The 26,859-nt window shown below is 45.5% G+C and carries 27 protein-coding genes; 24 read left to right on the forward strand and 3 right to left on the reverse strand.

The window, feature by feature from the left end:
• Window positions 1–106: 106 nt before the first annotated feature.
• Both DL796_RS05190 and DL796_RS05195 read right to left on the reverse strand, forming a co-directional pair.
• Window positions 107–616 carry a hypothetical protein gene (locus tag DL796_RS05190; protein WP_146205070.1) on the reverse strand — a complete coding sequence of 170 codons (510 nt, stop codon included), beginning with the start codon at window positions 614–616 and terminating at the stop codon, window positions 107–109.
• A gap of 172 nt (window positions 617–788) precedes the next feature.
• Complete coding sequence (locus DL796_RS05195; RefSeq protein ID WP_110200591.1) at window positions 789–1,400, reverse strand: YceI family protein; 612 nt, start codon at window positions 1,398–1,400, stop codon at window positions 789–791.
• 209 nt (window positions 1,401–1,609) lie between these two features.
• On the opposite strand from DL796_RS05195, the gene miaB reads away from it, so the two are divergent.
• The 23 genes from miaB to DL796_RS05310 all read left to right on the forward strand — a co-directional run bounded on the left by miaB (window position 1,610) and on the right by DL796_RS05310 (window position 25,188).
• Complete coding sequence (gene miaB / locus DL796_RS05200; RefSeq protein ID WP_110200592.1) at window positions 1,610–2,959, forward strand: tRNA (N6-isopentenyl adenosine(37)-C2)-methylthiotransferase MiaB; 1,350 nt, start codon at window positions 1,610–1,612, stop codon at window positions 2,957–2,959.
• Between the two features lie 26 nt (window positions 2,960–2,985).
• Window positions 2,986–4,005: a PhoH family protein gene (locus DL796_RS05205; RefSeq protein ID WP_110200593.1), complete on the forward strand. Its 1,020-nt coding sequence runs from the start codon at window positions 2,986–2,988 to the stop codon at window positions 4,003–4,005.
• Between the two features lie 49 nt (window positions 4,006–4,054).
• The gene (gene ybeY, locus DL796_RS05210) at window positions 4,055–4,579 is read left to right on the forward strand and encodes an rRNA maturation RNase YbeY (protein WP_110200594.1); all 525 of its coding nucleotides are present in this window, start codon (window positions 4,055–4,057) and stop codon (window positions 4,577–4,579) included.
• A gap of 47 nt (window positions 4,580–4,626) precedes the next feature.
• The gene (locus tag DL796_RS05215; RefSeq protein ID WP_110200595.1) at window positions 4,627–5,478 is read left to right on the forward strand and encodes an HlyC/CorC family transporter; all 852 of its coding nucleotides are present in this window, start codon (window positions 4,627–4,629) and stop codon (window positions 5,476–5,478) included.
• 334 nt (window positions 5,479–5,812) lie between these two features.
• Window positions 5,813–7,345 (forward strand): apolipoprotein N-acyltransferase, encoded by a 1,533-nt coding sequence (gene lnt / locus DL796_RS05220; protein WP_110200596.1) that lies wholly within the window; start codon window positions 5,813–5,815, stop codon window positions 7,343–7,345.
• The gene (locus tag DL796_RS05225; protein WP_110200597.1) at window positions 7,345–7,623 is read left to right on the forward strand and encodes a hypothetical protein; all 279 of its coding nucleotides are present in this window, start codon (window positions 7,345–7,347) and stop codon (window positions 7,621–7,623) included. The genes lnt and DL796_RS05225 overlap by 1 nt, the downstream gene beginning before the upstream one ends.
• Window positions 7,624–8,133: 510 nt before the next feature.
• Window positions 8,134–10,740 carry a leucine--tRNA ligase gene (gene leuS, locus DL796_RS05230; RefSeq protein WP_110200598.1) on the forward strand — a complete coding sequence of 869 codons (2,607 nt, stop codon included), beginning with the start codon at window positions 8,134–8,136 and terminating at the stop codon, window positions 10,738–10,740.
• Between the two features lie 36 nt (window positions 10,741–10,776).
• Window positions 10,777–11,289 carry an LPS-assembly lipoprotein LptE gene (locus DL796_RS05235; protein ID WP_227592974.1) on the forward strand — a complete coding sequence of 171 codons (513 nt, stop codon included), beginning with the start codon at window positions 10,777–10,779 and terminating at the stop codon, window positions 11,287–11,289.
• Window positions 11,290–11,316: 27 nt separating this feature from the next.
• Window positions 11,317–12,429 (forward strand): DNA polymerase III subunit delta, encoded by a 1,113-nt coding sequence (holA, locus tag DL796_RS05240; RefSeq protein ID WP_110200600.1) that lies wholly within the window; start codon window positions 11,317–11,319, stop codon window positions 12,427–12,429.
• Window positions 12,429–13,118, forward strand: a complete 690-nt coding sequence (gene nadD, locus DL796_RS05245; RefSeq protein WP_227592975.1) for a nicotinate-nucleotide adenylyltransferase — start codon at window positions 12,429–12,431, stop codon at window positions 13,116–13,118. Before holA ends, nadD begins: the two co-directional genes overlap by 1 nt.
• Window positions 13,119–13,126: 8 nt before the next feature.
• Complete coding sequence (rsfS, locus tag DL796_RS05250; protein WP_110200601.1) at window positions 13,127–13,471, forward strand: ribosome silencing factor; 345 nt, start codon at window positions 13,127–13,129, stop codon at window positions 13,469–13,471.
• Window positions 13,472–13,540: 69 nt separating this feature from the next.
• Complete coding sequence (gene rlmH, locus DL796_RS05255; RefSeq protein WP_110200602.1) at window positions 13,541–14,011, forward strand: 23S rRNA (pseudouridine(1915)-N(3))-methyltransferase RlmH; 471 nt, start codon at window positions 13,541–13,543, stop codon at window positions 14,009–14,011.
• Between the two features lie 102 nt (window positions 14,012–14,113).
• Entirely contained in the window at window positions 14,114–16,066 is a 1,953-nt protein-coding gene (gene mrdA / locus DL796_RS05260) for a penicillin-binding protein 2 (RefSeq protein ID WP_196597953.1), read from the forward strand.
• Window positions 16,050–17,174, forward strand: a complete 1,125-nt coding sequence (gene rodA, locus DL796_RS05265) for a rod shape-determining protein RodA (protein WP_110200603.1) — start codon at window positions 16,050–16,052, stop codon at window positions 17,172–17,174. The genes mrdA and rodA overlap by 17 nt, the downstream gene beginning before the upstream one ends.
• 81 nt (window positions 17,175–17,255) lie before the next feature.
• Complete coding sequence (mltB, locus tag DL796_RS05270; RefSeq protein WP_110200604.1) at window positions 17,256–18,299, forward strand: lytic murein transglycosylase B; 1,044 nt, start codon at window positions 17,256–17,258, stop codon at window positions 18,297–18,299.
• An 18-nt stretch (window positions 18,300–18,317) separates the two neighbouring features.
• On the forward strand, window positions 18,318–19,208 hold the full coding sequence (locus DL796_RS05275) for a septal ring lytic transglycosylase RlpA family protein (RefSeq protein ID WP_110200605.1): 891 nt from the start codon (window positions 18,318–18,320) through the stop codon (window positions 19,206–19,208).
• A gap of 54 nt (window positions 19,209–19,262) precedes the next feature.
• The gene (locus tag DL796_RS05280; RefSeq protein WP_196597970.1) at window positions 19,263–20,426 is read left to right on the forward strand and encodes a D-alanyl-D-alanine carboxypeptidase family protein; all 1,164 of its coding nucleotides are present in this window, start codon (window positions 19,263–19,265) and stop codon (window positions 20,424–20,426) included.
• Window positions 20,427–20,480: 54 nt separating this feature from the next.
• Window positions 20,481–21,368 (forward strand): aminotransferase class IV, encoded by an 888-nt coding sequence (locus tag DL796_RS05285; protein ID WP_110200607.1) that lies wholly within the window; start codon window positions 20,481–20,483, stop codon window positions 21,366–21,368.
• Window positions 21,365–21,631 (forward strand): YbeD family protein, encoded by a 267-nt coding sequence (locus DL796_RS05290; RefSeq protein WP_110200608.1) that lies wholly within the window; start codon window positions 21,365–21,367, stop codon window positions 21,629–21,631. Before DL796_RS05285 ends, DL796_RS05290 begins: the two co-directional genes overlap by 4 nt.
• A gap of 24 nt (window positions 21,632–21,655) precedes the next feature.
• Complete coding sequence (gene lipB / locus DL796_RS05295; protein WP_110200609.1) at window positions 21,656–22,309, forward strand: lipoyl(octanoyl) transferase LipB; 654 nt, start codon at window positions 21,656–21,658, stop codon at window positions 22,307–22,309.
• Window positions 22,310–22,411: 102 nt separating this feature from the next.
• Window positions 22,412–23,332: a lipoyl synthase gene (gene lipA, locus DL796_RS05300; RefSeq protein ID WP_110200730.1), complete on the forward strand. Its 921-nt coding sequence runs from the start codon at window positions 22,412–22,414 to the stop codon at window positions 23,330–23,332.
• Between the two features lie 341 nt (window positions 23,333–23,673).
• Complete coding sequence (locus tag DL796_RS05305; RefSeq protein ID WP_110200610.1) at window positions 23,674–24,156, forward strand: FKBP-type peptidyl-prolyl cis-trans isomerase; 483 nt, start codon at window positions 23,674–23,676, stop codon at window positions 24,154–24,156.
• A 369-nt stretch (window positions 24,157–24,525) separates the two neighbouring features.
• Window positions 24,526–25,188 carry a glutathione S-transferase family protein gene (locus DL796_RS05310; RefSeq protein ID WP_110200611.1) on the forward strand — a complete coding sequence of 221 codons (663 nt, stop codon included), beginning with the start codon at window positions 24,526–24,528 and terminating at the stop codon, window positions 25,186–25,188.
• Between the two features lie 77 nt (window positions 25,189–25,265).
• On the opposite strand, the gene DL796_RS05315 is transcribed toward DL796_RS05310, so the two are convergent.
• Window positions 25,266–26,066: a M48 family metallopeptidase gene (locus tag DL796_RS05315; protein ID WP_110200612.1), complete on the reverse strand. Its 801-nt coding sequence runs from the start codon at window positions 26,064–26,066 to the stop codon at window positions 25,266–25,268.
• A gap of 159 nt (window positions 26,067–26,225) precedes the next feature.
• Here DL796_RS05315 and DL796_RS05320 point away from each other — a divergent pair, with 159 nt between their 5' ends.
• Window positions 26,226–26,822, forward strand: coding sequence for a hypothetical protein (locus DL796_RS05320; RefSeq protein ID WP_110200613.1), 597 nt, complete (start codon window positions 26,226–26,228; stop codon window positions 26,820–26,822).
• The last annotated feature ends 37 nt before the right edge of the window (window positions 26,823–26,859 follow it).

Consider the following 26,859-nt stretch of genomic DNA (forward strand, 5'->3'; position numbering starts at 1 on the left):
TTACAAAAAAAGGACGCTGTGCGTCCTAAGGGTGGAGGAGACTATTGTCTTTGTAGATAAAATGACGTCCGTGTCTGAGAGTCTTCCTATGCTTTGGGGATAATAGTTAGTTTTGTGCGATAGCAGTTTCTACATCTAAGTTAGCGTCCTCAAACATTGGCTCATGTGCTTGGTGGAAGCCTACCAGTAAGTCTGAATGCAACTCATAACGAACCGTGTATGTAATGCTTTGCCCTTTTTCCAGCGAAACCTTTTGTGGATCAGACAGCTCGTTGATTGCACCATCAGAACTCACTTCATAGTGAATCAGTGCGCTTGGGTTCGGCAGCGGAATTTGGTAGTAACCGCTTAGAGCGCTGTCACTAGTATTACTGAAGCTTTGCGACAAGGTAAGAACGGTGAGGCCATCGAAACGTTCTTCTTTAATAGTGCTAGCTTGTGGCTGTAAAGTGATTAAGTTGCGTTCGCTATCGAGCGTATTAACGACACCGAAAAGCTTAACATTTTCTAATGGTTCGGTCGGCTGATCGGCTTGTAAGTTGGCGCTTAAGCCTAACGCCATCATAGCAACGAAAGCAAAAGTAGCTTGTTTTAATTTAGTTGTGGTATTCATCATTGACTCCTTGAAGCTTCCTCTTTGTTGGAAGCTATTGCGTTGTTCGATGATGTTATTAAAACGCAATATTATGGAGCTGTTGTGTGAATAAAGTGATGGAAACTATAGTGATTCGGGCAGAAAAATGGCGACCTGTAAGTCGCCATTGATGAAGCTTAAATAAGGCTGAACCTTAGTAGTGATGCAACAAGGTAAGTGAAAAAGTCACTGGCACCTCATCACTAATACTATTTAGGCCAGCAATTTCACGAAGCTTTTCTACACCATCGGCAACGCCAAGCTTTTTAACAGAAAGCACCACAGGCTCTTCGGTGGTGACGATTAGCATTCCTTTAGCAGGAGTCACGCTAATTTCCGCGCTAAAATCTGTCGACTGCCCTGCGAGCGACAAAGTACCTTTGATAGTCGTTTTAGTTTTGTCTTTAACGCTTAGTAGCTGTGGGTCAATATTGGCTGTGATGAGCGCTTTTGGATGCTGCTCAGTATTGAAAACGTGCTTTTGCAGACGCTCGTCACGAATAGGGATGTTGGTATCAACGCTAGTCAGATCGACAGTAACTTGCACTTCGCCAGTTTTAGAGACAGAGCCGGTGATGCCGTTGAATTCATGCTTTTCTTCAATGTCGCCATTTTTAGTGCTGCTGAAGTTTAACAAAGATTGATTGCTTTTAATGGTCCAACCGCTACTTTTTTGGATTTGTTTTTTTTCTGCTTCTGTCGAGCAGGCGGCAAGGGCAAAAATACTGATTCCACACAATACTTTTAGAATGTTGCTTTTCATCATGTTTGACTCCTATTTTTTGATTCAAAAGAGTTTAACAAAATAAAATCAAAAAATACTAGAAAGATTAGGAACAGGCCACAACTCTGCTTAAAAAATAGTCAGCGAATACTGGCTTAGGGCGCCCCCGTGATGGTATAATTCGCGCCCTTTTTTGAACAAATCGGCTAATTTTAGCTAAATTGCGAAGCGTCAGGAGCAAGTAGGGTCACATGAGCAAGAAATTATTTATTAAAACCTGGGGTTGTCAGATGAACGAGTACGATTCGTCTCGTATGTCGGATCTACTTAACAAAACTCACGGTTTGGAAGCGGCGGCGTCGGCTGAAGAAGCTGATGTGGTGTTGCTTAACACTTGCTCGATCCGCGAAAAGGCTCAGGAGAAGGTGTTCTCTCAGTTGGGCCAGTGGAAAAACCTGAAAAATGACAAGCCTGATTTGATTATTGGCGTAGGCGGTTGTGTTGCTTCGCAAGAAGGTGAAGCTATTCGCCAGCGCGCGCCCTACGTGGACGTGATTTTTGGCCCGCAGACCTTACATCGCTTGCCTGAAATGATTAAAGAAGCCAGCGGTGACGGCACTAAGCGTAAAGCTGTTGTCGATATTACGTTCCCAGAAATCGAGAAATTCGATCGTTTACCTGAGCCACGCGCCGAAGGCCCTACGGCGTTCGTGTCGATTATGGAAGGTTGCTCGAAGTATTGCTCTTTCTGCGTTGTGCCTTATACGCGCGGTGAAGAAGTGAGTCGCCCGTTTGATGACGTTTTAGCGGAATGTGCTCAGCTGGCTGAACAAGGCGTGCGTGAAGTGAACTTATTAGGCCAAAACGTTAATGCTTATCGAGGCCCAACGCACGAAGGCCATACGGCTGACTTAGCTGAGCTGATTACCTATGTCGCGGCGATTGATGGTATTGACCGTATTCGCTTTACCACATCGCATCCGGTTGAGTTCTCAGATCGACTCATTGATGTTTACGCGGAAGTACCTGAGTTAGTGAGTCATTTACACCTGCCGGTACAAAGCGGCTCAGATCGCGTTTTAGCATTAATGAAGCGTGGTCACACAGCGCTTGAGTACAAGTCTAAAATCCGCCGTTTGCGTAAAATCCGCCCAAATATGTCGATGTCTTCTGACTTTATTATTGGTTTCCCTGGTGAAAGCGAGGCTGATTTTGAAGATACGATGAAGTTGATTGGCGATATTGGTTATGATCACTCGTTCAGCTTCATTTACAGCGCGCGTCCAGGTACGCCAGCGTCGGATATCGTCGATGATACGCCGATGGAAGTGAAGAAACAGCGTTTATCAATTTTACAACAGCGTATCAACCAGCAGGCATTCTCAATCAGCCGCAACATGATTGGCAATAAAGAAAAAGTGTTGGTTGAAGGCCCATCAAAGAAAGATCCGATGGAGCTTCGTGGTCGTACTGAAAACAATCGTATTGTGAATTTTGTCGGCCCGCACAGCTTAATTGGAAAGTTTGCTGAAGTGACCATTACTGACGCTTTCCCAAATTCTTTACGTGGTGAATTCGAGCCAGACGGCTTGGTTCATTAAGTCATCAATTGTCCAAAGGTTAATTCTTGTCCAAATTATCTAACGAAACTTTTGAATTAGTTCCAGCCGATAACAAGCGTTTATCGGCTTTATGTGGCTACCTTGACGAGCATTTAAAGCATATAGAACGCCGACTAGGCATTGAAGTGAATGTTCGTGGAAATTCAGTCAGCTTAATCGGCGAAGGCATTAATATTGCCGCTGGACGCCAGGTGGTGGAAGGTTTGTATGCCGATACCGCCAAGAAAAAGGTACTCGATAGCGCTGATATTCACTTAGCGATTCAAGAAATTTCGACTGAGTTAGAATCAGCCAAGCCGAAAGGCCATGTTGATGACAATGTGACATTAGTGACTAAGCGTGGATTAATTAAGCCACGTAGTCCGAACCAAAAGCAATACCTGCAAAACATCATCCACCATGACATTAGCTTTGGTATTGGCCCTGCCGGAACGGGTAAAACCTACCTAGCAGTGGCGAATGCGGTGGATGCACTCGAAAAGCAGCAGGTTCGTCGTATTCTTTTAACACGCCCAGCGGTTGAGGCGGGTGAGCGCTTAGGTTTCCTACCTGGCGACTTGGCACAAAAAGTCGATCCTTACTTACGTCCTTTATACGATGCGCTTTACGAAATGTTCGGCTTCGAGAAAGTGGCGAAGTTAATGGAGCGCAACGTGATTGAGGTTGCGCCGCTTGCCTATATGCGCGGACGTACTTTAAACGACGCCTTTATTATTCTGGACGAAAGCCAAAATACCACCGTCGAGCAGATGAAAATGTTCTTGACGCGAATTGGCTTTAGCTCGAAAGCGGTGGTGACTGGCGATATTACCCAAGTCGACTTACCGCGCGGCCAAAAGTCAGGTTTACGTCATGTGATTGACGTATTAAAAGACGTCGATGGCATCAGTTTCACTTTCTTCCAGTCAAAAGACGTGGTGCGCCATCCAGTAGTTCAGAGAATCGTGCAAGCGTATGAAGATGCTGATATAGCGGAAGCAAAGCGTTCGGCTGATACCGGCAACGACGCGGCTAAAAAGCTATAATGGCAGGTCGATGGATTAATTCACAGATACCATTGTTGATGCATCGTTAATGAGTACTTTGGATTTAGAACTACAAATTGCCGTTGATGCTGAAAGCTTGCCACAAGGGAGCTTACCAAAAGAGGCACAGTTTTCAGCGTGGGCGCAAGCCGCCGTTAGCAAGGTGTTAAATAACCAAAAGCCGACGGCTTTAACTATCCGTATTGTGTCGAGCGATGAAAGCCAGGAGCTGAATCATCAGTTTCGTAGTAAAAATCGTCCGACAAACGTTTTATCCTTTCCCTTTGAACTGCCTGAGGGCTTACCGCCTGAGTTAATGCAAGAACTATTGCAAGAGATGCTACCTGAAGAGAAGGTTTTAGGCGATCTTGCTATCTGCGCCGAGGTGGTGGCGAAAGAAGCAGAGCAGCAAGGGAAAAAGCTCGAAGACCACTGGGCACACATGGTGATACATGGGTGCTTGCATTTATTGGGCTACGATCATATAAAAGATGAAGAGGCTGAAATTATGGAAGCTTTAGAAGCTGAAATTTTAGCCGAACTAGGGATAAACAATCCCTATATCATTGATTAATCAACTATTTATACTATGTTTTGGCAACTAGAGGACAACCGAGCGCCATGAGCGATGACAAACCTCCGTCGAGGAGTTTTCTCCAAAGAATTTTCGATATTTTCCAATCTGAACCTCAAGATCGCCAGCAACTGGTTGAAGTGTTGCGGGTCGCAAAAGACGATAAACTGATAAAAACTGACTCCTTAGCAATGATGGAAGGGGTCTTACAGGTGGCTGAAATGCAGGTGCGCGATATTATGATCCCGCGCTCGCAGATGAATGTTATTCATGAAGATGCCTCCTTGCAGGAAATTCTGCCGATTGTCAGCGAAACTCAACACTCACGCTATCCTGTGGTTGGTGAGAATCGCGATGACATCGAAGGCATCATGCTCGCTAAAGAGCTTTTAAGTTATGCTTATGATGAAAACGGCAGCCAAAAGTTTGATATTAAAGATATTTTACGCCCAGCCTACATCATCCCAGAAAGTAAACGCCTCGATGTGCTATTGACGGAATTCCGCTCAAAACGCAATCACATGGCAATTGTGGTGGATGAGTATGGTTGTGTATCTGGCCTTGTGACCATTGAAGACGTGCTAGAGCAAATTGTCGGCGATATTGAAGATGAGTTTGATATCGATGATGAAGAAAGCAATATCAAGTTGCACTCGAATGGTGAATACATCATTAAAGCGCAAACGGATATCGAAGACTTCAACGAACGTTTAGGCTCAGACTTCCCAGATCAAGAGTTTGACACCATCGGTGGCTTACTTGTTAATAAGTTCGGTCACATGCCACAGCGAGAAGAAACGATTAAAATGGGGGACTTTAAATTTACGGTTTTGAACGCTGATCAGCGTCGAGTTCATCTACTTAGAGTCAAGCCTCTGGCGCAAGAACAGAGTTCTTAATGGTCTTCTTTCTTTGAATTTATACTGAGCGTTGGGATAAGGTGATAATAGCTTTTGGGGTATTATTTCCAACGTTCATTTTTTGGCGAGCAAAAAACGAACCAAAAAACTCGCCCCTGAAAGTTAGGCCCTAAAGGGCAAACCCCAGCACTAAAAATTATTTACGTGCCGCAAAACGAAACTTCCTGTTTCGATTTTGCTAAATTGGGCTGTCCTGCCCAATTTGCCCTATAATTTTTGAGTCCTGAGGCTAACTTTTAAGGGGATAATATGGAGCTGGCTTCAAGTTCTGTACTACAATCTAAACTGATAAAAAAATTTTAGAGAGCCAACAATGACACAAAAATTTGCCAGTCCGAACGGCTGGCTGGCATTTTTTATTGCCTTAATCGCGGGAGCCGTTTATCCCTTAGCGTTTGCTCCCCTGAACTGGTGGCCGCTGGCGTTAGTTTCTATAGGCGCCTTCTGGTGGCTATTGACCGATAAAACGCCTAAACAGGCTTTTCGTCTTGGCTGGGGCTACGGTTTTGGTGTGTTTATTGCCGGCGTCTCTTGGGTCTATGTATCGATAAACACCTTCGGTAACGCCGCACCCTGGTTAGCGGTAACGCTGACCATTGTCTTCGCCATGATATTAGCCTTGTTCTACAGTATTCTTGGCTGGGTCATGCAGAAGCTCTTTAGTAAGTACTCACTTGTCTCGCGAGTATTGCTATTCAGTGTCTTCTGGATTGGTTTAGACATTGCCAGAGGCTCTGGATTTGTCAGTTTCCCGTGGCTATATGCGGGTTACAGCCAAACCGAAGCTTTAATGCAGGGTTTAGCAGGTTTCCTCGGTGTGCATGGCGTTACTTTATTTGTGGTTATCCTAAGTTGCTTATTATCTGAAGTAGTGGCGACCAAGGGTTACGCACAACTACGGCGCTTTCTAATCCCTATTTTAACGGTGTTGCTGATTCCTTTTATGGCCACGCTGTATATGTTTTCCAAAGCTCCAAGCAAAGAGCAAACCCTGACGATTGCATTAGTACAACCAAACGTCGATCAGCATATTAAGTGGAATTCGGAATACTTTAATCAGATCATGTACGGTCTGTTCGAACAAACCGATGCATATTGGGGCGCGGATTTGGTGGTGTGGCCTGAAGGTGGCATTCCAGCGTTTGAAAACAGAGTACCAGGTTTAATGTCTGAGCTCGAAGGGAAAGCTAAAGAGTCGGGTAGCACATTTATTACGGGGATACCGATGCATGAGCCCGATAATCGCAAAATTTACTACTCAGGGGTGCGCCTGCTCGGTGAAGACTCCCAGCATTATCATAAGCAACAGTTAGTCCCTTTTGGCGAATACATTCCATTTACCGAGCTTTTACGTGGCGCCATCGACTTTTTTAATTTACCAATGTCGAGTTTTACGCCAGGTAGTCCTGAGCAAGCACCACTACGTACCGAAAAAGCAGCGTTAGTACCTGCGATTTGTTACGAAATAGCTTTTTCAGGCCTAATACAAGGGCTTGGCAAACAATCCCAAGACCAATTCACCGCAATTCTAACCATCAGCAACGACACTTGGTTTGGCGACAGCTGGGGCCCCCTGCAACATTTCCAGATCGCCCAAATGCGCGCCATCGAAACAGGCCTTCCCGTAATCCGCGGCACCAATAATGGCCTTACCGCCGTCATCGCCTCAAACGGACGTGTGATGCAACAAATCCCACGCTTCGAACGTAAAGTTCTCGCAGGAGCATTTGTTCTCGATAATAAACCCACCTGGTTTTTGCAGTACGGCTATTGGACGTTATTGGTGTTGGTTATTGGTTTGTTGGGAGTGGCGTTTGGTTTGAGGGGAGTTTACAGGGAACAATAATGGATGGTTTATTTGAAGGTATTGTTGGTGGCTCCTTAGGCGTTTTACTATTGAATATTAAATTTAAAAAAGATAAGCCGATTTGGTTAAAAAGCCTTTACCTATCAGTAATATTTTTTGTGTTATTTAGCGTAATTGAATTGATATTTAGGGAAAGCTCGATTACTACTTTCTGGGATACACTGTTCGGTTTTTTCTGTTGGATATACTTGCCCTTTACTGGCCTCCTTTATTTATTCTGGTACGGGGACAAGTTGAGAGAAGAGCATAAAGATTAAATTCTGGGTTTATAGTCTGCGGTGCATAACACAACTTAAATTAGCACCAATTTCCCCATAAAAGTTAGCCTCATCATTTGAAATTATAGGGCAAATTGGGCAGGACAGCCCAATTTAGCAAAGACGAAACAAGGATGTTTCGTTTTGCGGCACGTAAATAATTTTTAGTGCTGGGGTTTGCCCTTTAGGGCCTAACTTTTGGGGCGAGTTTTTTGGTTCGTTTTTTGCTCGTTCAAAAAATGAACGTAAAAGAAGAAACCACATGACATTAAGTATAGTGATTAGATTTAATCATATTTGCCCTATCTAAAGATCCTTCGCCGCCACGGGAGTGACAACCAGTGATACTGCTAAAGGCTACATCAGGCCACTAAACCTAGTAAACCCTAACAATTAACCTTGTTGCTATGCCCCCTGTCAGGTAACATTAACAGCTTGTAGTTTGAGGCTGTGCGGGGCTTTTGGCCTGTTTCCTCCTAATCATATTCAATAACTAAAGATTTTCAGACAATGCAACTAACTGAGCACTACCAACCTTCTGAAATTGAAGGGAAAATTCAAGAGAAGTGGCAAAAAAATCAAACCTTTAAAGCGGTCGAAGATGCTTCTAAAGAGAAGTATTACTGCTTGAGTATGTTTCCATACCCGAGTGGTCGCTTACACATGGGACATGTGCGCAATTATACGATTGGTGATGTGATCTCGCGTTTCCAGCGTATGCAGGGCAAAAATGTGATGCAACCGTTTGGTTGGGATGCGTTTGGTTTGCCGGCGGAAAATGCGGCGGTAAAGAATAATGCCTCGCCTGCACCTTGGACTTATGAAAATATCGAGTACATGAAAGGTCAGTTGCAGACGTTAGGTTTTGCTTTTGATTGGGATCGTGAATTTGCGACCTGTCAGCCTGAATATTATCGCTGGGAGCAGTGGTTTTTCACGAAATTGTATGAAAAAGGCTTGGTTTATAAGAAAACCTCGTCGGTCAACTGGTGCCCGAATGATCAGACGGTTTTGGCGAATGAGCAGGTGGTGGACGGTACTTGCTGGCGCTGTGATACGCCGGTTGAGCAGAAAGAAATTCCACAGTGGTTTATTAAAATTACTGAGTACGCGGAAGAGTTATTGCAGGATCTGGAGACGCTTGAGGGTTGGCCTGAGATGGTCAAAACCATGCAGAAGAACTGGATCGGCCGTTCGGAAGGCGTTGAGGTTGAGTTCGATTTTTCTGAAGGTGAGAATTTACGTGTTTATACCACGCGCCCAGACACTTTGTATGGCGTGACGTATCTTGCGGTTGCTGCGGGGCATCCGATCGTAGCGATGGCAGCTGAGAAAAACGAAAAACTTGCTGATTTTGTGCATGAGTGTAAAAACAGCAAGGTATCGGAAGCCGAAATGGCGACCATGGAAAAGAAAGGTATGGCGACTGGCTTATATGCTAAGCATCCGCTGACCGGTAAAGAGATTCCAATCTGGGTCGCGAACTTTGTTTTGATGGACTATGGCACCGGCGCTGTGATGGCGGTTCCGGCACATGATCAGCGCGATTATGAATTCGCGACAAAGTACGGCATCGACAAAGCTGCGGTGGTGAAGCCTGCCGATGGTTCTGAGCTAGATATTAGCGAAGCGGCTTATACTGAAAAAGGCATCGTGATTAACTCGGATGAGTTTTCGGAGATGCCATTTCAGCAAGCGTTCGATGCTATTGCTGAAAAATTAGAATCGCTCGGTAAAGGCAACAAAACGGTCAACTACCGTCTACGCGATTGGGGCGTTTCGCGCCAGCGTTATTGGGGCGCGCCAATTCCGATGATTAATATGCCAGACGGCTCGGTCGTTCCTGCGCCAGAAGAACAGCTTCCTGTACGCCTGCCAGAAGACGTAACGATGGATGGTGTCACTAGCCCGCTGAACACTGACGAAGAGTGGAAAAAAGCGGTGGTTGATGGTGTTGAAGGCATTCGTGAAACCGATACTTTCGACACCTTCATGGAGTCGAGCTGGTATTACGCGCGCTTTACCTGCCCAAATTACGAAGACGGCATGCTTGATCCTGAGAAGGCCAATCATTGGCTTCCAGTGGATCAGTATATTGGTGGTATTGAACACGCTACCATGCACTTGTTGTATTTCCGTTTCTTCCACAAGTTGTTGCGTGATATGGGCTTAGTGAATTCTGACGAGCCAGCGAAAAAGCTATTGTGTCAGGGCATGGTGTTGGCCGATGCTTATTATTATGTTGATGACAAAGGCGCGCGTCATTGGGTGTCGCCGCTAGAGGTTGAAGTTCTAGAGCGTGACGACAAAGGTCAGGTGATAAAGGCGGTCGATAAAGACGGTAACCAAGTCACCCACGCCGGTATGACCAAAATGTCGAAGTCTAAGAACAACGGTATCGACCCACAGTCGATGGTGGATCAATATGGCGCTGATACAATGCGTTTATACACCATGTTTGCTTCGCCACCGGATCAGTCTTTGGAGTGGCAGGATTCTGCGGTTGAAGGCTCACAGCGATTCTTGCGTCGTTTGTGGAAGATTGTGCAGTCACATCAACAAAAAGGCAAAGTGGCTAAGCTCGATGTGGCAAGCTTGAATGGAGATCAAAAAGCATTGCGACGTAAGACTCATGAAACCATTGCTAAAGTAACCGATGATTACGCTCGTCGTTATACTTTTAATACCGCGATTGCTGCGGTGATGGAGCTTCTGAATCATGCGGCCAAATCCGAGGAAATGTCGGAGCAAGATCGTGCTGTATTACATGAAGCATTAGAAACAGCGGTATTATTGTTGGCGCCTATCGTGCCACACATTTGCTCAGAGCTGTGGTTAGCTCTTGGCGACTTGGTGGATGATGCTGAGCGTCTTGATGTGGTCGATGCTAAGTGGCCAACTGCCGACAAAGCCGCCATGGTGCAGGACGAAAAGCTCATCGTGGTACAAGTGAACGGCAAAGTACGCGCCAAAATCACGGTTGCTACCAGTGCCTCGAAAGATGAAGTCGAAGCACAAGCGTTAGCCGACGACCATGTGAAAAAGTTTACCGACGGCAACACCATTCGCAAAGTGATTGTGGTTCCGGGTAAACTGGTTAATATTGTTGCTAATTAGCAGCTCTTGTAGCCCTAAGAAGACATTAGGAATTTGATGAAGATTCGTATATTACTCATAATGTTAGTCGCTTGTAGCTTAGTCGCTGCTTGCGGCTTTCAGTTGCGTGGTGCTGGTACAGAGCTTGATAACGCTAAGATTTGGGTGTTAAGTAAAACCCCGAACTCAAACTTTGAGCGAACCCTAAAGCAACGCTTAACGTCGCAGGGCGCGAAGCTGGTGGATGCCGCTGAAGATTCCCAGATGCAATTAGCGGTGGTCGGTTATGACACTGAAAAGCGAACTGTGGCGCGTGATAGTTTTGGCCGAGCGAGCGAGTTGGAGCTAATATTTACCCTAAAATATCAGCTGCTTACTCCGAGCATGGTGACCGAAGGCGAACCCGAGACTCAAACCTTAAGCAGTCGCCGCGAATTCGCCTATCAGCGTACCTTAGAGTCTGGGCAGGTCAATGAGCAGCAGCGTTTGGTCGATGATATGCATCAAGATGTGATTAACCGTTTGTTATTGCAAATGGCGACCACGCTTCATCTGAAACCACACTCTTAATTTGCAGTTTCAACTGCCAAGGTTATCGTGAAAGTCTACCCTGAAAAATTACAGCAAACATTAAACCAAACGGGTCTTGATAGACAGATTCCAGTTTATTTGGTTGCTGGTGATGAGGCTTGGCAAAAAATGGAGGCGGTTGACCAAATTCGCGCACACTGCAAAAAACAGGGAATCCTTGAGCGCCAAATTATCGAAGACACCAATGCTTCAAATCCGCTGACGGACCAGGCGGGCACTATGTCGCTATTCGCTGAAAGTCGCTTGCTCGAGTGGCGCTTCGATAAAAGCATTAAAAAAGCCCAAGGCGAAGCGATTCAAAGTTTTATTAATAGCGAGGCAAGCGATGTGCTATTAATCGTTGCCCCTAAGTTGGCTAATGAAAAACGAACGTCTTGGTTTAAAACCCTAGAGCAGACTGGAATTGTGGTTGAGGTATGGCCAATTCCTGCTGAGCGATTGGGTGGCTGGTTGCGCCAGCGAGCCACGAACCTGCAAGTGCAGCTCGATAATGACGCAGTTGGGGTTTTAATTGAGCGCTGCGAAGGTAACTTATTAGCCGCGCATCAGGATTTACAAATGTTGTCGCTACTCGCCGAAGGCAACGTTATCACAGGCGATAATATTCGCGATTATGTGGGCGAAAACGCTCGTTACTCTACGTTTGAGCTTGGCGACGCTTGCTTGAGTGGTCAGGCTGAGCGAGCGCTACGCATGTTAGCCAGTATTGAGGCAGAAGGAACTTATCCGCTACCCATCGTTAATCAGTTATTGCGCGAATGCCAAAGTTTAGCCAAGTGGTCAGAAGATATGGCAAAAGGCACACCCATGGCAGAAATCTTTAAAGCCAATCGTGTGTGGCCAAAAAAGCAAAAGATTCTTCAAGTTGCCTTATCCAAAGGAAGCGTTAAGAAGTGGTATGCCATGATTCAGCGATTAACCATGATCGATAAAGGCATTAAAGGTCAGGCAGATATCGATGTTTGGCAAGAGCTGTCTTATGTGGTGTGTCTGATCGCTGGGGTGAATCCCTTTAGAGCTAAAAAAACAACAGCACCAAGCCAGCCAGCTTCAACGCAAACCTCTACTGCCGCTAGCGAAGGTTTAAGCCATCTTAAAAAGCAATTAGGGATGAGCTGATGTCACCAGCTTCAGCAGCAAAAAATAAGCCAATGCATATTATCCTGGGGGGCACTTTCGACCCGGTGCATTTCGGCCATCTGCGCATGACGCAGGAAATGTTAAACCGCTTCCCGCGAGCCAAAGTTTCTTTAATGCCAGCCGCATACCCACCACATCGCCCAGAGCCTGGCGCTTCAGCACAGCAGCGCATTGAAATGCTGGAGCTGGTCTTAGGAAAATACCCACAGCTAACCATTGATAGCCGTGAGCTAAACCGCACAGAGCCAAGCTATAGCGTGGTCACTTTGCGCGAGATTCGACAAGAATTAAAAGACGCCGGAAAAGCGGATACTTGCCTCGTGTTTTTAATGGGTACTGACGCTTTTGCCAAGCTTAATCAATGGTATCAGTGGCAAGAGTTAATAAACCTAACAAATATTTTGGTGGTAGGGCGACCAAGCAGCGAACTACCGCGTGAAGGCGAAGTGGCTGACTTTTATCAAAAGCACGCGCTCAATAGCCTCGAGCAGTTGCCACACTATAGCCACGGCAGGGTTGGGTTCTGTCAGATGCCGCAGTTGGATATCTCGTCGACCTATATTCGAGAGCAAATAAATCAAGGCTTTTCACCCCGATTTCTATTGCCTGATGGTATACTAGACTATATGAATCAGTATGGCCTATATGGCTTAAACCGTAAAAATTAAGGTAATCAATGCAAGTTGAGCAGTTAAAAAACGTTGTTGTAGAACAACTAGAAGACCTAAAAGCTAAAGATATCAGTGTGTTAGACGTGCGTGAACTAAGCTCAGTGACCGATTATATGGTCGTAGCGAGCGGTACTTCTAACCGTCACGTTAAATCCGTAGCGCATAATTTGGTTAGTGAAATGAAGGATCAAGGCGTTATGCCGCTTGGCGTGGAAGGTGATGACGTCTCTGAGTGGGTGCTGGTGGATTTGGGCGATGTTGTGGTCCATATCATGCTTGCCCAAACTCGTGATTTCTATCAGCTCGAAAAGTTGTGGGATCCAAACTGGAAAGAGGCTCGCTCAAACTAAGTTTTGTAGTTTTATCATAGGCGAGTCGATATTCATGAAAAAAAGTCTTACATAAGGGCTGACTCAAAGATGCAATTGCGGTTAATCACGGTTGGTCAAAAGATGCCTGATTGGGTTGAGCGAGGTTATGATGAATATGCGCGTCGCTTCCCACGGGACTTTCAGCTGGAACTGATCGAGGTTGCGGCGGTCAAACGCGGAAAGAATGCGGATATTGCACGGTTAACCGATAAAGAAGGTGAGGCGATGCTTAGCCACGTTTCGAGTGGTGACTGGGTGATTGCTTTGGATGTTAAAGGTAAGCAGTTATCGACGCCTCAGCTAGCGCAACAGATTGAGCACTGGCAGCAACATCACCCAAGCGTTGTGTTGTTTGTTGGTGGCCCGGAGGGGTTGGCGCCTGCTTGCCTTGAGCGCGCCAATCAAAAAATATCGTTGTCTAACCTGACGTTTCCACACCCTTTGGTAAGAGTTATCATTGCTGAATCATTGTATCGAGCATGGTCGGTGACGGTTAATCATCCTTATCATCGTGAATAGTGCCTAACAAGCTGTCTACGATAGAGGTGAGCAGTAAGCCGAATATAACACAACAGAAACAGTTTCTAATAAAGTCGCAATAAGACGGTTAACCCATAATTTATGCTAAAAAGACGTGAAGCCATTAAAGATGTCGGGCGAGAAACTTCAATGTTTTTCGTGCGCTGTGTGGTGGCTTTAGTTATTGTCGTTGGCCTTATGGGCTTCCTCATCGCGCGCGAATTCAAACTGCAAGTTATCGACCATAAAAAATACCGAACCCAGTCTGAAAATAACCGTATTCGGGTGCAACCAGTGGCGCCAGTTCGGGGGTTGATTTACGACCAAACCGGTAAGCTGTTAGCGCAGAATCGCTCTATTTTTGCTTTGGAGATCGTGCCAGAGCAAGTGGGTGATATGGAAGATACCATTGAACGGTTAAGAGATTTCTTTCAAATCCCAGATGAGCGCATTGAGAAGTTCTTAGAGCAGGTTAAGTTTCGTCCAAAATTTAATTCCTACGCCATCAAATCCAACTTAACGGAAGAAGAAGTTGCGATATTCTCGGCCAACCAACACTTTTTCCCAGGCGTAAGCGTTGAGGCGCGTCTTGAGCGTTATTATCCCTATGGTGCCACCTTGGTGCATGTGCTTGGACGGATGGGCGCCATCACTCAGGAAGAGTTGGTGCGAATGGATGAGAAGGATTTAGAGGCGAACCGGGAAGTGGGTGTGACTCGCCTGCGTTACGCCGCCACCAGTAAGATAGGTAAGCTTGGGCTCGAGCGTTATTATGAAGATAGGCTACATGGCGAAGTAGGCAGCGAAAAAGTTGAAACCGACGTTCGAGGCAGAATTGTTCGCGTATTAGAGCGTGAAGAGCCACAAGCAGGACAAGATATTCATCTTTACCTTCACCTAGGTTTGCAGCAAAAGATTACTGAGCTAATGAACGAGTTGGGCGCGCGAGGCGCAGTCGTAGCCGTCGACCCATCGACCGGTGGTGTATTAGCGATGGTCAGCCAGCCCGCCTACGATCCCAATATGTTTACTGGGGGTATCTCGAGTAAAGATTATAAAAAATTATTAACGCCTGAGCGCCCGCTCTATAACCGCGCGGTTCAGGGGACTTATCCACCAGCTTCTACTATTAAGCCACACTTAGCATTTATCGGTCTCAAGGATGGTGTCATTACACCAAATACTCGAATTGCTGATCCGGGTTGGTTTTCATTGCCGAATAATGACCACCGCTATCGTGACTGGAAGCGATGGGGCCATGGCGCTACAGTCGATGTGATGCAGGCCATTGTCGAGTCGTGCGATACCTTCTTTTACGATTTGTCGGTGCGTTTAGGGATTAACCGAATTCACGAGGGCATGACTCGCTTTGGCTTCGGTCAAAAAACGGGGATTGATATCGTCGAGGAAAAGATTGGTATTATGCCGTCGCGCGAGTGGAAAAGAGCGGCTAGAGGCGAGCCTTGGTATAACGGCGATACCGTTAATATCGGCATTGGACAAGGTTTTTGGACGGTAACGCCTCTGCAACTAGCGAACGCCACGGCGGTATTGGCGAACGATGGCATTCGCTACAATTTGCAATTGGTGAAAGAGTTTTCGCAAGACAACCGCTACCAGTCGAATACGCCGGTGATGTCTTATCACCAGATTAATACTGGCGATGGTAGCTGGCTCGATTTAGTAAAAGAAAGCATGAAAAAAGTCGCTGAGCCACCAAGGGGAACGGCGAGAAGTGCTTTTGCTGACGCTGAATATGTGGTCGCGGGTAAAACCGGTACGGCACAGGTTAAGAGTATCGCTCAGGATGAGGAGTACGATGCCACAAAAATAGCAGAAGAATTCCATGATAATGCCCTATTTATCGGTTACGCTCCTTTTGAACAGCCGAAAATAGCCTTAGCGGTGATGATGGAAAATGCCGGTGGTGGCGGCTCAAATGCTGCACCACTGGCTAGAGAAATCATGGATTACTACCTGCTTGAAGCGTTAAAGCCAGAGCAAAGCGATGAGCTAACCAACGACGAGGAGAACAGTGATGGCGCTACGAACTAGTGCTGCCAATACGCATAAAGCTCGTAGCAGTTTACTGTGGCGATTGCATATTGATGTGCCACTGCTGTTTGGACTTTGTGCGCTGATGGGCTTTAGTTTACTGGTGGTATATAGCGCTGGTGGCGAAAGTTTGGCGCTGGTTGAAAAGCAACTGGTTCGATTCGGCGCCGGCATGGTGGTGATGCTAATGTTGGCGCAGGTTTCGCCGAGGACGCTTAAAGAATGGGCGCCACTATTCTTTGTGGTAGGCATTGGTTTTTTGTTGGCGGTTCTCTTTTTTGGAGAGTCGAGCAAAGGGGCGCAGCGTTGGATTGATATAGGTGTTCGTTTCCAGCCTTCGGAAATTATGAAGCTGGCTGTGCCTATTATGGTGGCGGCTTTCTTAGCGGATAAAGCGTTACCACCAAGCTTTAAGCATTTAGTCATCAGCTTAGCATTGGTGTTAACTCCTACTGTGTTGATTATGATTCAGCCGGACTTAGGAACTTCGTTATTGATTGCTGCGTCCGGTTTCTTCGTGATCTTTTTTGCGGGACTGCGCTGGAAGTACATTGTCAGTGCGCTTGGTATCGCAGCAATTTTGGCACCGATCATGTGGTACTTCACTATGGAGGAGTATCAAAAAGGGCGCGTACTGACATTTTTAAACCCTGAAAGCGATCCACTGGGCTCGGGTTATCATATTATCCAGTCGCAAATTGCTATCGGTTCTGGCGGACTTTATGGGAAGGGCTGGCTCAATGGAACTCAATCCCAATTAGAGTTTTTACCGGAACGTCATACCGACTTTATTTTTGCGGTTCTGGGCGAAGAGTTTGGTTTAATCGGCATTATTATTTTGCTCGCGATATATTTGTTTGTTATCTGGCGAGGGCTCTATATCAGCCTGCAAGGACAAGACAGTTTTAGTCGTTTGCTAGGCGCAGCTTTGACCCTAACCTTTTTTGTTTATTTGTTCGTAAATATAGGGATGGTCAGTGGCTTGTTACCGGTGGTCGGGTTACCATTACCGCTGATTAGTTATGGTGGAACCTCGATTGTCACTTTGATGGCAAGCTTTGGAATATTGATGTCGATTCAAACTCATCGACGTCTACACTCGGCTTAAATTTCCGCGCAATCTGCGAACAGACGCGCTGTATTTAGACGAATAATGTGTTGTTTTGGCTCTGCATTGTAGGAGAATTTAATGAAAAAAATAATAGCAACAGTGTTACTGGCTTCTGGGCTTGGCCTCTGCAGTCTTGAGGCAACAGCTGGCGAAGCGCCGACTGAGCCGAAAGCCTTTGCTCAATTTATGGCAAAAGAACATGGCTTTACCGAAAGCTATATCTCAACGGTATTGGCCAAAGCTGAGAAGCGCCAAAGTATCCTTGATGCGATTAGCCGACCTGCTGAAGGGAAAGATTGGTATGAATACCGCCCGATCTTTATTCAGCAAAAGCGCATCAAACAAGGTGTAAAGTTTCTGCAAGACAATCAAGAATTGTTAAAGCGTGCGGAAGAAAAGTATCAGGTTCCTGCGGAAGTCATCACAGCCATTATTGGCGTAGAGACATATTATGGTCGCATTCAAGGTAGTTATCCTGTGCTTGATGCGATTAGCACTTTGGCCTTCCACTACCCGAAGCGTGCTAAGTTTTTTGCCGGAGAGCTAGCTGAATACTTTGTATTGGCTCGCGAGCAAGGTTGGAAACTGGAAGAGCCGAAAGGATCTTATGCTGGAGCAATGGGCATGGGGCAGTTTATCCCGACTTCTTACCGTCACTATGCAGTGGATTTTGATGGCGATGGTAAAATCAATTTGTTCGACAACAAGGCTGACGCTATCGGTAGTGTCGCAAACTATTTCAGTGTACACGGCTGGCGCATGGGCGAGCCGGTTGCAGAGTTTGTGGATATCGACGCAAAATTGGCCAAGCAGTTCGAAAATACCAAGCTAAAACCGCAGTTTACTGTTGCTCAGCTAAAAAAAGCCGGTTTGGATTATCAAGGAAAAGCTAAAGATCAGGATATCGCGGGTGTTTACCATTATAAGCAAGAGAATCGTTACGATTACTGGTTAGGCTTCCACAACTTTTATGTCATAACACGCTATAATCGTAGCCCTATGTATGCCATGGCTGTGCATCAGTTAAGCCAAGAAATTCTTGCCGAATATGATGTTCAGCAACAAAAGGCGCAAGCAAAGAAATCGTCACCTGCAGTTAGCAAAGCTAACAATGAATCATAGCCGTTAGAGTAACTAGATATGATATTGAAGCGAAGTGTTCAGTTAGTGAGTTTGATCGGCGCTTTGAGCGTTTTAAGTGCCTGTACCACTACAAGTGGTGGTGCAAGTGCTGAAGATGATGCACCGGCTTACGGTAGCGCAGCCGATCGTAAGATTCCAGATTATGCACCAGACGGAACGGCGAGTTCGTTTGAAGATGGTCCAATCGAAGAGCCAACGCCAAGGGTGGAAGAAAAAAGCCCTTTCGGTAACCCGCCTTATTATGAAGTTGATGGCGTGGTGTACCACGTGCTGTCGAGCGGTTCTGGCTATTCGGAAACCGGTATTGCGAGTTGGTATGGTCAAAAGTTTCATGGCCGCAGAACCTCGTCGGGCGAAGTGTATGATATGTATCAATACACTGCTGCTCACAAAACCTTGCCGCTACCCAGTTATGCGCGAGTAACTAATATTGATACTGGCGATTCTGTGATAGTGAAAATTAATGACCGTGGTCCTTTTGTTAAAAATCGCATTATCGATTTGTCCTATGCGGCAGCTAAAAAGCTAGGCTACGATCACCACGGCACGGCCCGCGTGGAAGTAACAGTGTTGGCTTCGCCTGGTGGCCCACAAAAAGCAGTCAACCCCGATGGTGAATTAGAAATTCCACCGATGGAACAGCAGCATGATAACGCCAAGTTGTTTGTTCAGGTGGGTGCTTTTTCTGATGAAATGCGTGCCGATACTTTAGCCTCGCGTTTGCGTGAATATTTTAAACAGCCGATCAGCCTGACGCCCGTTAATGTAAACGGCCAGAAGTTGCACCGAGTGCGCATTGGCCCGCTGGATGATGCGCGTGCAGCGGAAGCGATTTTATCGCAGTTAAAGCAATATAGTTTTGGTACACCTCGAGTCGTGACTGATTAATAAGTCACTGATTAATAATTAAATTTTAGTTAAGTAGATAGTGTAGAAGCAATGATGAAACGTAATTATTCAGTCCTGTTAGTAATCGTGGGAGTTGCCCTTTGGGTCGCTTCGAATGTGGCCAATGCTATTCAACCTAGAAAGCCTAACGTGGCTGCCAGTTCTTGGATCCTGATGGATTATGAAACAGGTAACGTGATCATGGAAGAAGCAGCGGATGAGCCTTTGCCGCCAGCCAGTTTGACCAAAATGATGACCAGTTACATTATTGCGGATCAGTTACATAAGGGAAATATTAGCCTAGAAGATCAGGTACTCATCAGTAAAAATGCTTGGGCGCAAAATCCCAAATTGCGTGGTGGCTCGCTGATGTTTGTTGAAGTCAACAAATACGTGAGCGTGGATGACCTACACCGCGGAATCGTAGTGCAGTCGGGTAACGACGCGAGTATTGCCATGGCCGAGCATATTGCGGGTAGCGAAGAAGCGTTTGCCGATCTGATGAACCAATATGCAAAGCGTTTGGGCATGAACAGTACGCACTTTATGAACAGCACGGGTTTGCCGGATGAGAACCATATCTCAACTGCCCGTGACCTGGCTAAATTGGCGCGTGCTTTAATCGCCGACTTCCCGGAAGATTACAGCCTATACGCTGAGCGTGAATTTACTTATAACGGCATTACGCAAAAAAACCGCAACGAATTGTTGGGCGATACAACGTTGGGCGTCGACGGTATTAAAACGGGGCACACTGAAGCGGCCGGTTACTGCTTAGTGTCATCAGCGGAAAAGCAAGGGATGCGTTTAATTTCGGTGGTGCTGGGTGCTGACAGTATGGGCGCTCGAGCTAGCGAGAGTCGTAAACTTCTCAACTTCGGCTTCCGTTTTTATACCAACGTTAAAGCCTTTGCCGGCGGTAAAGCATTAAACCAAGCTCAGGTTTGGAAAGGTGAGGAAGAGAAAGTAGGCGTTGGTTTAGCTCAGGACGCAGTGTTAACGGTTCTGAAAAGTGAAAAAGATGAGCTGAAAGCGAATTACAAATTAAACGGAAAGCTTATGGCTCCTATTAAAAAAGGCCAAGTGGTCGGTGAAGTATATTTTAATATGGGCGATAAGGTCGTTAAACGTTTGCCGATGGTAGCGCTGGATAATGTCGAAGAAGCGGGATTCTTTGGACGTATGTGGGATTCGATGGCGCTATGGTTTGAAGACTAACACCGTGTCGATCCTAAGATCACGGTATATAACTAATTGAAATAAGTTGAGTGTATGTCTATAGCCTATTTAAATGGTGAGTTTCTTAACTTAGAACAAGCAACAGTCCCGGTCTTAGATCGGGGCTTTTTGTTTGGCGATGGGGTTTATGAGGTGATACCAGTTTATGCTGGGAAGCCTTTCCGATTCTCCAATCATATCAATCGCTTACATAAAAGCTTGGACGCAATATTAATGTCCTTCGAGCAAACTGAGCAGGCTTGGTTAAAGATTTGCCAAGAATTAATCGAGCGTAATGATTTCGATAATGCTTCAATATATCTGCAGGTCACTCGGGGGAGCTATATAAACCGCCACCACGATATTCCAGAGCTGGATAAACCGACGGTTATGGCCATGATATCGCCGCTTCCACCGGTACAAAAAGACTGGCAAGTAGCTGATATTAAATGTTATTCCGTTATTACCGAAGAAGATATTCGGTGGCAGCGCTGCGACATTAAAGCGATTACGTTATTGGCAAACTGCATGCTCAAGCAAAAAGCGCTTGAATCTGGCGCTGATGACACCATATTAGTGCGCAATGGTGAGGCGAACGAGGCAACATCGAGCAATCTTTTTATCGTGCGTGATGGAGTGATGATTACGCCACCGTTAAGTGAACAGTTGTTAGCAGGCGTCACGCGGGAGTTTATTTTGGCTTTAGCCCGCAAAAACGGTATTCGCTATGAAGAACGCCCAATCCCTGAGCATGAGCTAGAATTGGCCGATGAAATATGGCTTTCAAGTTCGACCAAAGAAATCCGCCCAGTGGTTAAAGTAAATGGTGTTATAATTGGCGATGGCGTTGCAGGCCCTGTCTGGCGTCGAATGTATGTCTATTATCAACAGCTGAAAGAGCAGTTATATCAAGGTGAAATAAGTGGTGAGGTTAAGTTATGACACAGTATGATCGTGACCAAGTGTGGGAATTTCCGTGCGAAATTTGTTTTAAAGTCATGGCGATCCACCGTGAAGGAATTGATATGGAAGTGGCCCAAGTCGTTAACCGTCATGCGCCAAACGATTACTCACCAACCTCGAAGCTGAGTCGAGACGGGAACTATGTATCCTTGTCTTTCACTGTAACGGTAGAAACACGTGAGCAGGTCGACGCTATGTACAAAGAAGTGCATACCGTTGATGGCGTGAAAATGACTTTATAGCAGCCAACATTAAGCAGATTAAGTATGAGTAGTGACAACACGGTTATCATTCGTGAGCTAGGCCATCAAAGTTATGTGCCTGTGTGGCGACGGATGCAGCGTTTTACGGATGAAAGGGATGACAACACAACCGATGAAATCTGGTTAGTTGAGCATGATCCTGTGTTTACCCAAGGGCAAGCAGGCAAGCCTGAACATTTATTGTTTACGGGTGATATCCCTGTGGTGCAGGTCGATCGTGGTGGCCAAGTCACCTATCATGGTCCCGGCCAGCTGGTGGGGTACTTTATGATTGACTTGCGACGCAAGGGAATGGGGCCGCGAGATTTGGTCTCAGCGATTGAAGATGCGGTGGTGGATACCCTGGGTTTATACGGTATAGAGGCCTATCCGCGCTCTGATGCGCCGGGTGTTTATACCGATGATGCTAAAATTTGCTCGCTGGGTTTAAGAATTCGTAAGGGTAAGTCGTTTCATGGCTTGGCTTTGAATGTTAATATGGATCTTGAGCCGTTTGCACGGATTAACCCTTGTGGATATCAAGGGATGGCGATGACACACGTCGCTGAGCGTGGTGGTCCCGAGACTCTGGAAAGAATTCAGCCAGATTTAGTGGATCAATTATGCAACAAATTAGGCTATAATAGCCGTCTTGAAATGAAGGGCCTACCTGAGTAATTGGGTAAGGTTTAAGTACTGTTTATGTCAAAACCTGAGTCTGTTGCACAAACAGCGCCTCGTGAGAAGAAAGTTACGGGCAAAGTCGTACCGGGTCACAAAATGCGCGCCGAAGAGAAAATGGCACGTATTCCTGTAAAAATTATGCCAACTGAAGAGATGCCGCGTAAGCCGGACTGGATCCGTGTGCGCCTTCCGAATGGCAACCAAATCACCAAGATTAAAGACATGTTACGCAACAAAAAGCTTCACACTGTGTGTGAAGAAGCTTCTTGCCCTAACTTGCCTGAGTGTTTTGGTCACGGTACCGCAACCTTTATGATTATGGGTGATATCTGTACCCGTCGCTGTCCTTTCTGTGATGTAGCACATGGTCGTCCGTTGCCGCTTGATCCAGAAGAGCCAAAGCATTTGGCAGACTCGGTAAAGTCGATGAAACTAAATTACGTGGTCATTACTTCGGTCGACCGCGATGATTTACGCGACGGTGGTGCTGCTCATATCACTGAATGTGTTCGAGTGGCAAAAGAAGAAAACCCTGAGCTTAAAGTTGAAGTCTTGGTGCCAGATTTCCGTGGTCGCATGGAAGTGGCATTGGATAAGATGGCCGATGGCTTACCGGATGTTTTTAACCACAACCTTGAGACTGTGCCACGCTTATATAAGCAAGCACGTCCTGGGGCGGACTATCAATGGTCGCTTGATTTACTGAAAAAGTTTAAAGAGCGCTATCCAGGTATTCCAACCAAGTCAGGCTTAATGATCGGTCTGGGTGAAACCAACGAAGAAATTATCGAAGTGTTAAAAGACCTTCGAGCGCATGGCGTCGATATGTTGACTATGGGTCAGTATTTACAACCAAGTAAATACCATCACCCAGTGAAACGCTTTATGCCACCGCATGAGTTTGATGAGTTAGGTAAGATTGCAGAAGATATGGGCTTTACTAACGTGGCTAGCGGACCAATGGTGAGATCCTCGTATCATGCAGATCAGCAAGCTGCGGGTAAAAAAGTCAGCTAAAAGCCCGCTTTTTGTAAGTTATGCGGATTTAAAAATTTTGCTTTTCGAAGCAAGCATCTCAAGCTTGTTATTCTGATGTGAGACTGAAGGGTAACCTTAGGTCTCCATCAAGAGCTTTAAAACAAGCTTGCTCAAGTGTTTTTAAGACTGGGGTTGTAATTAATTCTATGATCCCCATGTTTATTTCTAGCATTAGGCTAATCACAATTTAATACTCTGTATAAGAGTTTCCCTGTTGAATCTTAGACTTCATATTCTTTTATCTCCCAGAGTGTAGTTCCCGTACTCCAGCGGATGCATGCCGTTTGAGTAAAATTTTGTAAAAAGTAAGAGAGTAATTTATGCAAATTGAAGAAAATAAAGTCGTTAAGATCGAATACACAGTGAAAACAGAAGAGGGTGTATTAGTCGATACATCGGAAGGCAACGAGCCTTTAGCTTACTTACACGGTCACAAGAACATTATTCCAGGATTAGAGAATGCTCTAGTCGGTAAAGCTGTTGATGATGAGTTGTCTGTAACTGTAACTCCAGAAGAAGCATACGGCGAGCGCCACGAGCAACTAATCAAAGAAGTTCCAATGCAAGCATTCCAAGGCGTTGATAAAGTCGAGCCAGGTATGCAGTTCAATGCTGAATCGCCACAAGGTCCGCAGCTAATTACTGTAACTAAAGTTGACGGTGATACGGTAACTGTAGACGGTAACCACCCACTAGCGGGCGTTACTTTAAACTTTGACGTAAAGGTTGTTGAAGTACGTGAACCAAGCGAAGAAGAACTGTCCCACGGACACGTTCATGGCGCTGGCGGTCACGAGCACTAGTTACTAAAAAGGCTTTCTTCGGAAGGCCTTTTTTTTGCCTATTGCAAAGCTAAAGGCTGGTTGCTTTTCTCTGAAATCCGTTTTACATTAGCCTTAGTTATTCTCAAGAGCTGTTCGTTAAAACGCGGATAACATACGCGCAAATTATAAAGCGTGAATGTAGAATTCGAGCGAATTAGAGGCAGTCTTGTAAAGTTTGAATAATGGTGCTGGACACTAAAGTGTATCAGCGCAACGGGTTGCGCCTTAACGTGCTGACGTAAACATTCAGCATAAGAATGACTCACAGAACTTTAATAATGAGTTGTTGTGAATGAGGACGTAACAATATGATTTATGATCAAAAGCCCTTAACATGAAGTTGTTGATATGACGTCTTTAGAACAGCCAATTTTAATAAGTTTTAAACTGTGCCCTTTTGTACAAAGAGCGGTTATTACTTTGTTGCACAAAAAGATTGATCACACCATTGAATACATTGATCTACAGAAAAAGCCTGATTGGTTCTTAGAAATATCGCCACTCGGCAAAGTACCCTTGTTGAGAGTTCAAGATCATGTCTTATTCGAATCAGCGGTGATTAACGAATATCTCGACGAAACGCATGGTGAGCCTATGTTAGCTAAAGATCCTTTAGCTAAGGCTGAGCAAAGAGCTTGGATAGAATTCAGCAGCAGCTTATTTAACGCTCAGCACCAGTTAACACAAGCTCGTCGTGAAGAAACTTACTTCAAGATTGAAGAAGATTTAACCAAAAAATTAGCACAGCTAGAGCGTAAAATTGGTAGTGACGGCTTTTTTGAAGGCAAAAAATTTACTCTAGTCGACAGCTCATTCGCTCCATTTTTAATGCGCTCACAATTAGTCGCCGACAATATTGGTGTTGATCCTGTAAGTGACTATAAAAAGATAATGAAATGGCGTGATAACTTGTTGTCGCTGTCAGAAGTGCAAAAATCAGTGTCAAAGGATTTTGAAGATCTTTATATTGAAGGGATATTCGAGCGCGGCGGTTATTTAGCCGATCAGTAGGACTGAGTTATTACTTAGCCATAAAAAAGCGGGCCAAGAGGCCCGCTTTTTTTGATTGTATACAATCAAAGGCTTAGTTACAGATGGCAGCTTGGCTTTTTGCCTTGAGCTCGTGCTTGCTGATAGATCTTTTGTGCTTCTACCATTTTCGATTTTAGGTCACGAATACGTGTTTCGTTGGCTGGGTGCGTGGACAACAATTCAGGTGGTTTACTACCCCCCATTTTCGACATATTTCTCCACAGCTCAACACTTTCAGCAGGATCGAAACCGGCTCGAGCCATCAGCTCTAAACCAATTTCATCAGCTTCTGACTCATCTTCACGACTAAAGGCTAAGCCACCTAGCTGAGTGCCGACACCCAATAAGTTCAATAACTGTTGCTTTTCAGTAGTAGGTTCGCCAGCTAAGACCGACGCCAGTTGTAAGCCAGCGCTTGAGACATATTGATTGGAAACTCGCGCGTTACCGTGGCGTGCCCAAACGTGGCCAATTTCATGGCCGATAACGGCAGCCAGCTGACTCGGGTTGTCTGCAACCTTAAACATACCCGTATGCACTCCAATTTTACCGCCTGGCAAGGCAAAAGCGTTTGGGCTATCGTCAACGAAGACTTTAGTTTCCCAGCGCGTGGTGCGCATATCTGGTGCCATTTTGTTCAGCTCTGGAATCATACTATTAACAATACAATTCACATACTGATTATGGCGACGGTTGGTATCAATGGTTTGGCTTTTTTTCATTGAAGCGAAGGCGGCACTGCCCATTTCGGCCATTTGCGACTCAGGGAATAGGATCAGCTGTTTTCGCCCTGTAGGTGACGTAGCGCAGGCGGTGATAAGGATAAAGGTTATAAGAGCAACTAGTGCTTTTCTCATGTCGCGTCTCCATTGCATGTGTTGTTGCTTTATATTAGGAGCTAGGGGTTATGATGGCAATAAGGCTTTATAAAATTTAACAATGAACCAGTCGGTTGCAAGTTAACACTAAATATAGTACTTTTTCACTGTGCTTTTGGTATAAATGGAGTATTTCGAGTGCGCAACACCACAGCAAATGAGCAAGGTTCACAGCATTCAGACAAGGGCGACATGGAAGTAATTGTCTCAGTATCAGGTACTGATAATGAAGATATCATCATAACTTTGTCTGAAATTATCAATCGTTTTAACGGGCGATTGCAGGCCTCTCGTTTTCATCGTATGGATGACCGCTTTAGTGGTCTTTTCTATGTTTCTATCAATATCGCCTATTTCGGTCCTTTTAGAGCTTGCCTTGAAAGCTTGAATTCTAAAAGACTGCAATTTGAATTCTCACCAGGAAACGCCGCCTCGAGCAATGCCTTGAACGATAAGGTTGCTTTTGATATCGAACTGTATGGTTTGCGCGATAAGGTGCTAGACGTCGAAATATTTAAGGCCTTATCGAGAAATCAACTGGTTGTTGATGAGTTGATACGCAATCGATATATTTGTGAGTCAGGGAAAGCGGCTTATAAAGTGAAATTGCAAGTGTCGACGGACTATATCTTCGATATTGATGAAGTTGAGCGTGAGTTACAGCTATTAGCAGAAGAGCTGGGTATTCATGTAGTCATCAACTTTGATGAAGATGAATTACAGGAAGCCATTTAAAACTTAGGGCTTCCTGTAGAGTAACACTAAGCTTTGA

The sequence above is a fragment of the Kangiella spongicola genome, from assembly GCF_003194565.2.
In the GTDB taxonomy this organism is placed as follows: Bacteria; Pseudomonadota; Gammaproteobacteria; order Enterobacterales; family Kangiellaceae; genus Kangiella; species Kangiella spongicola.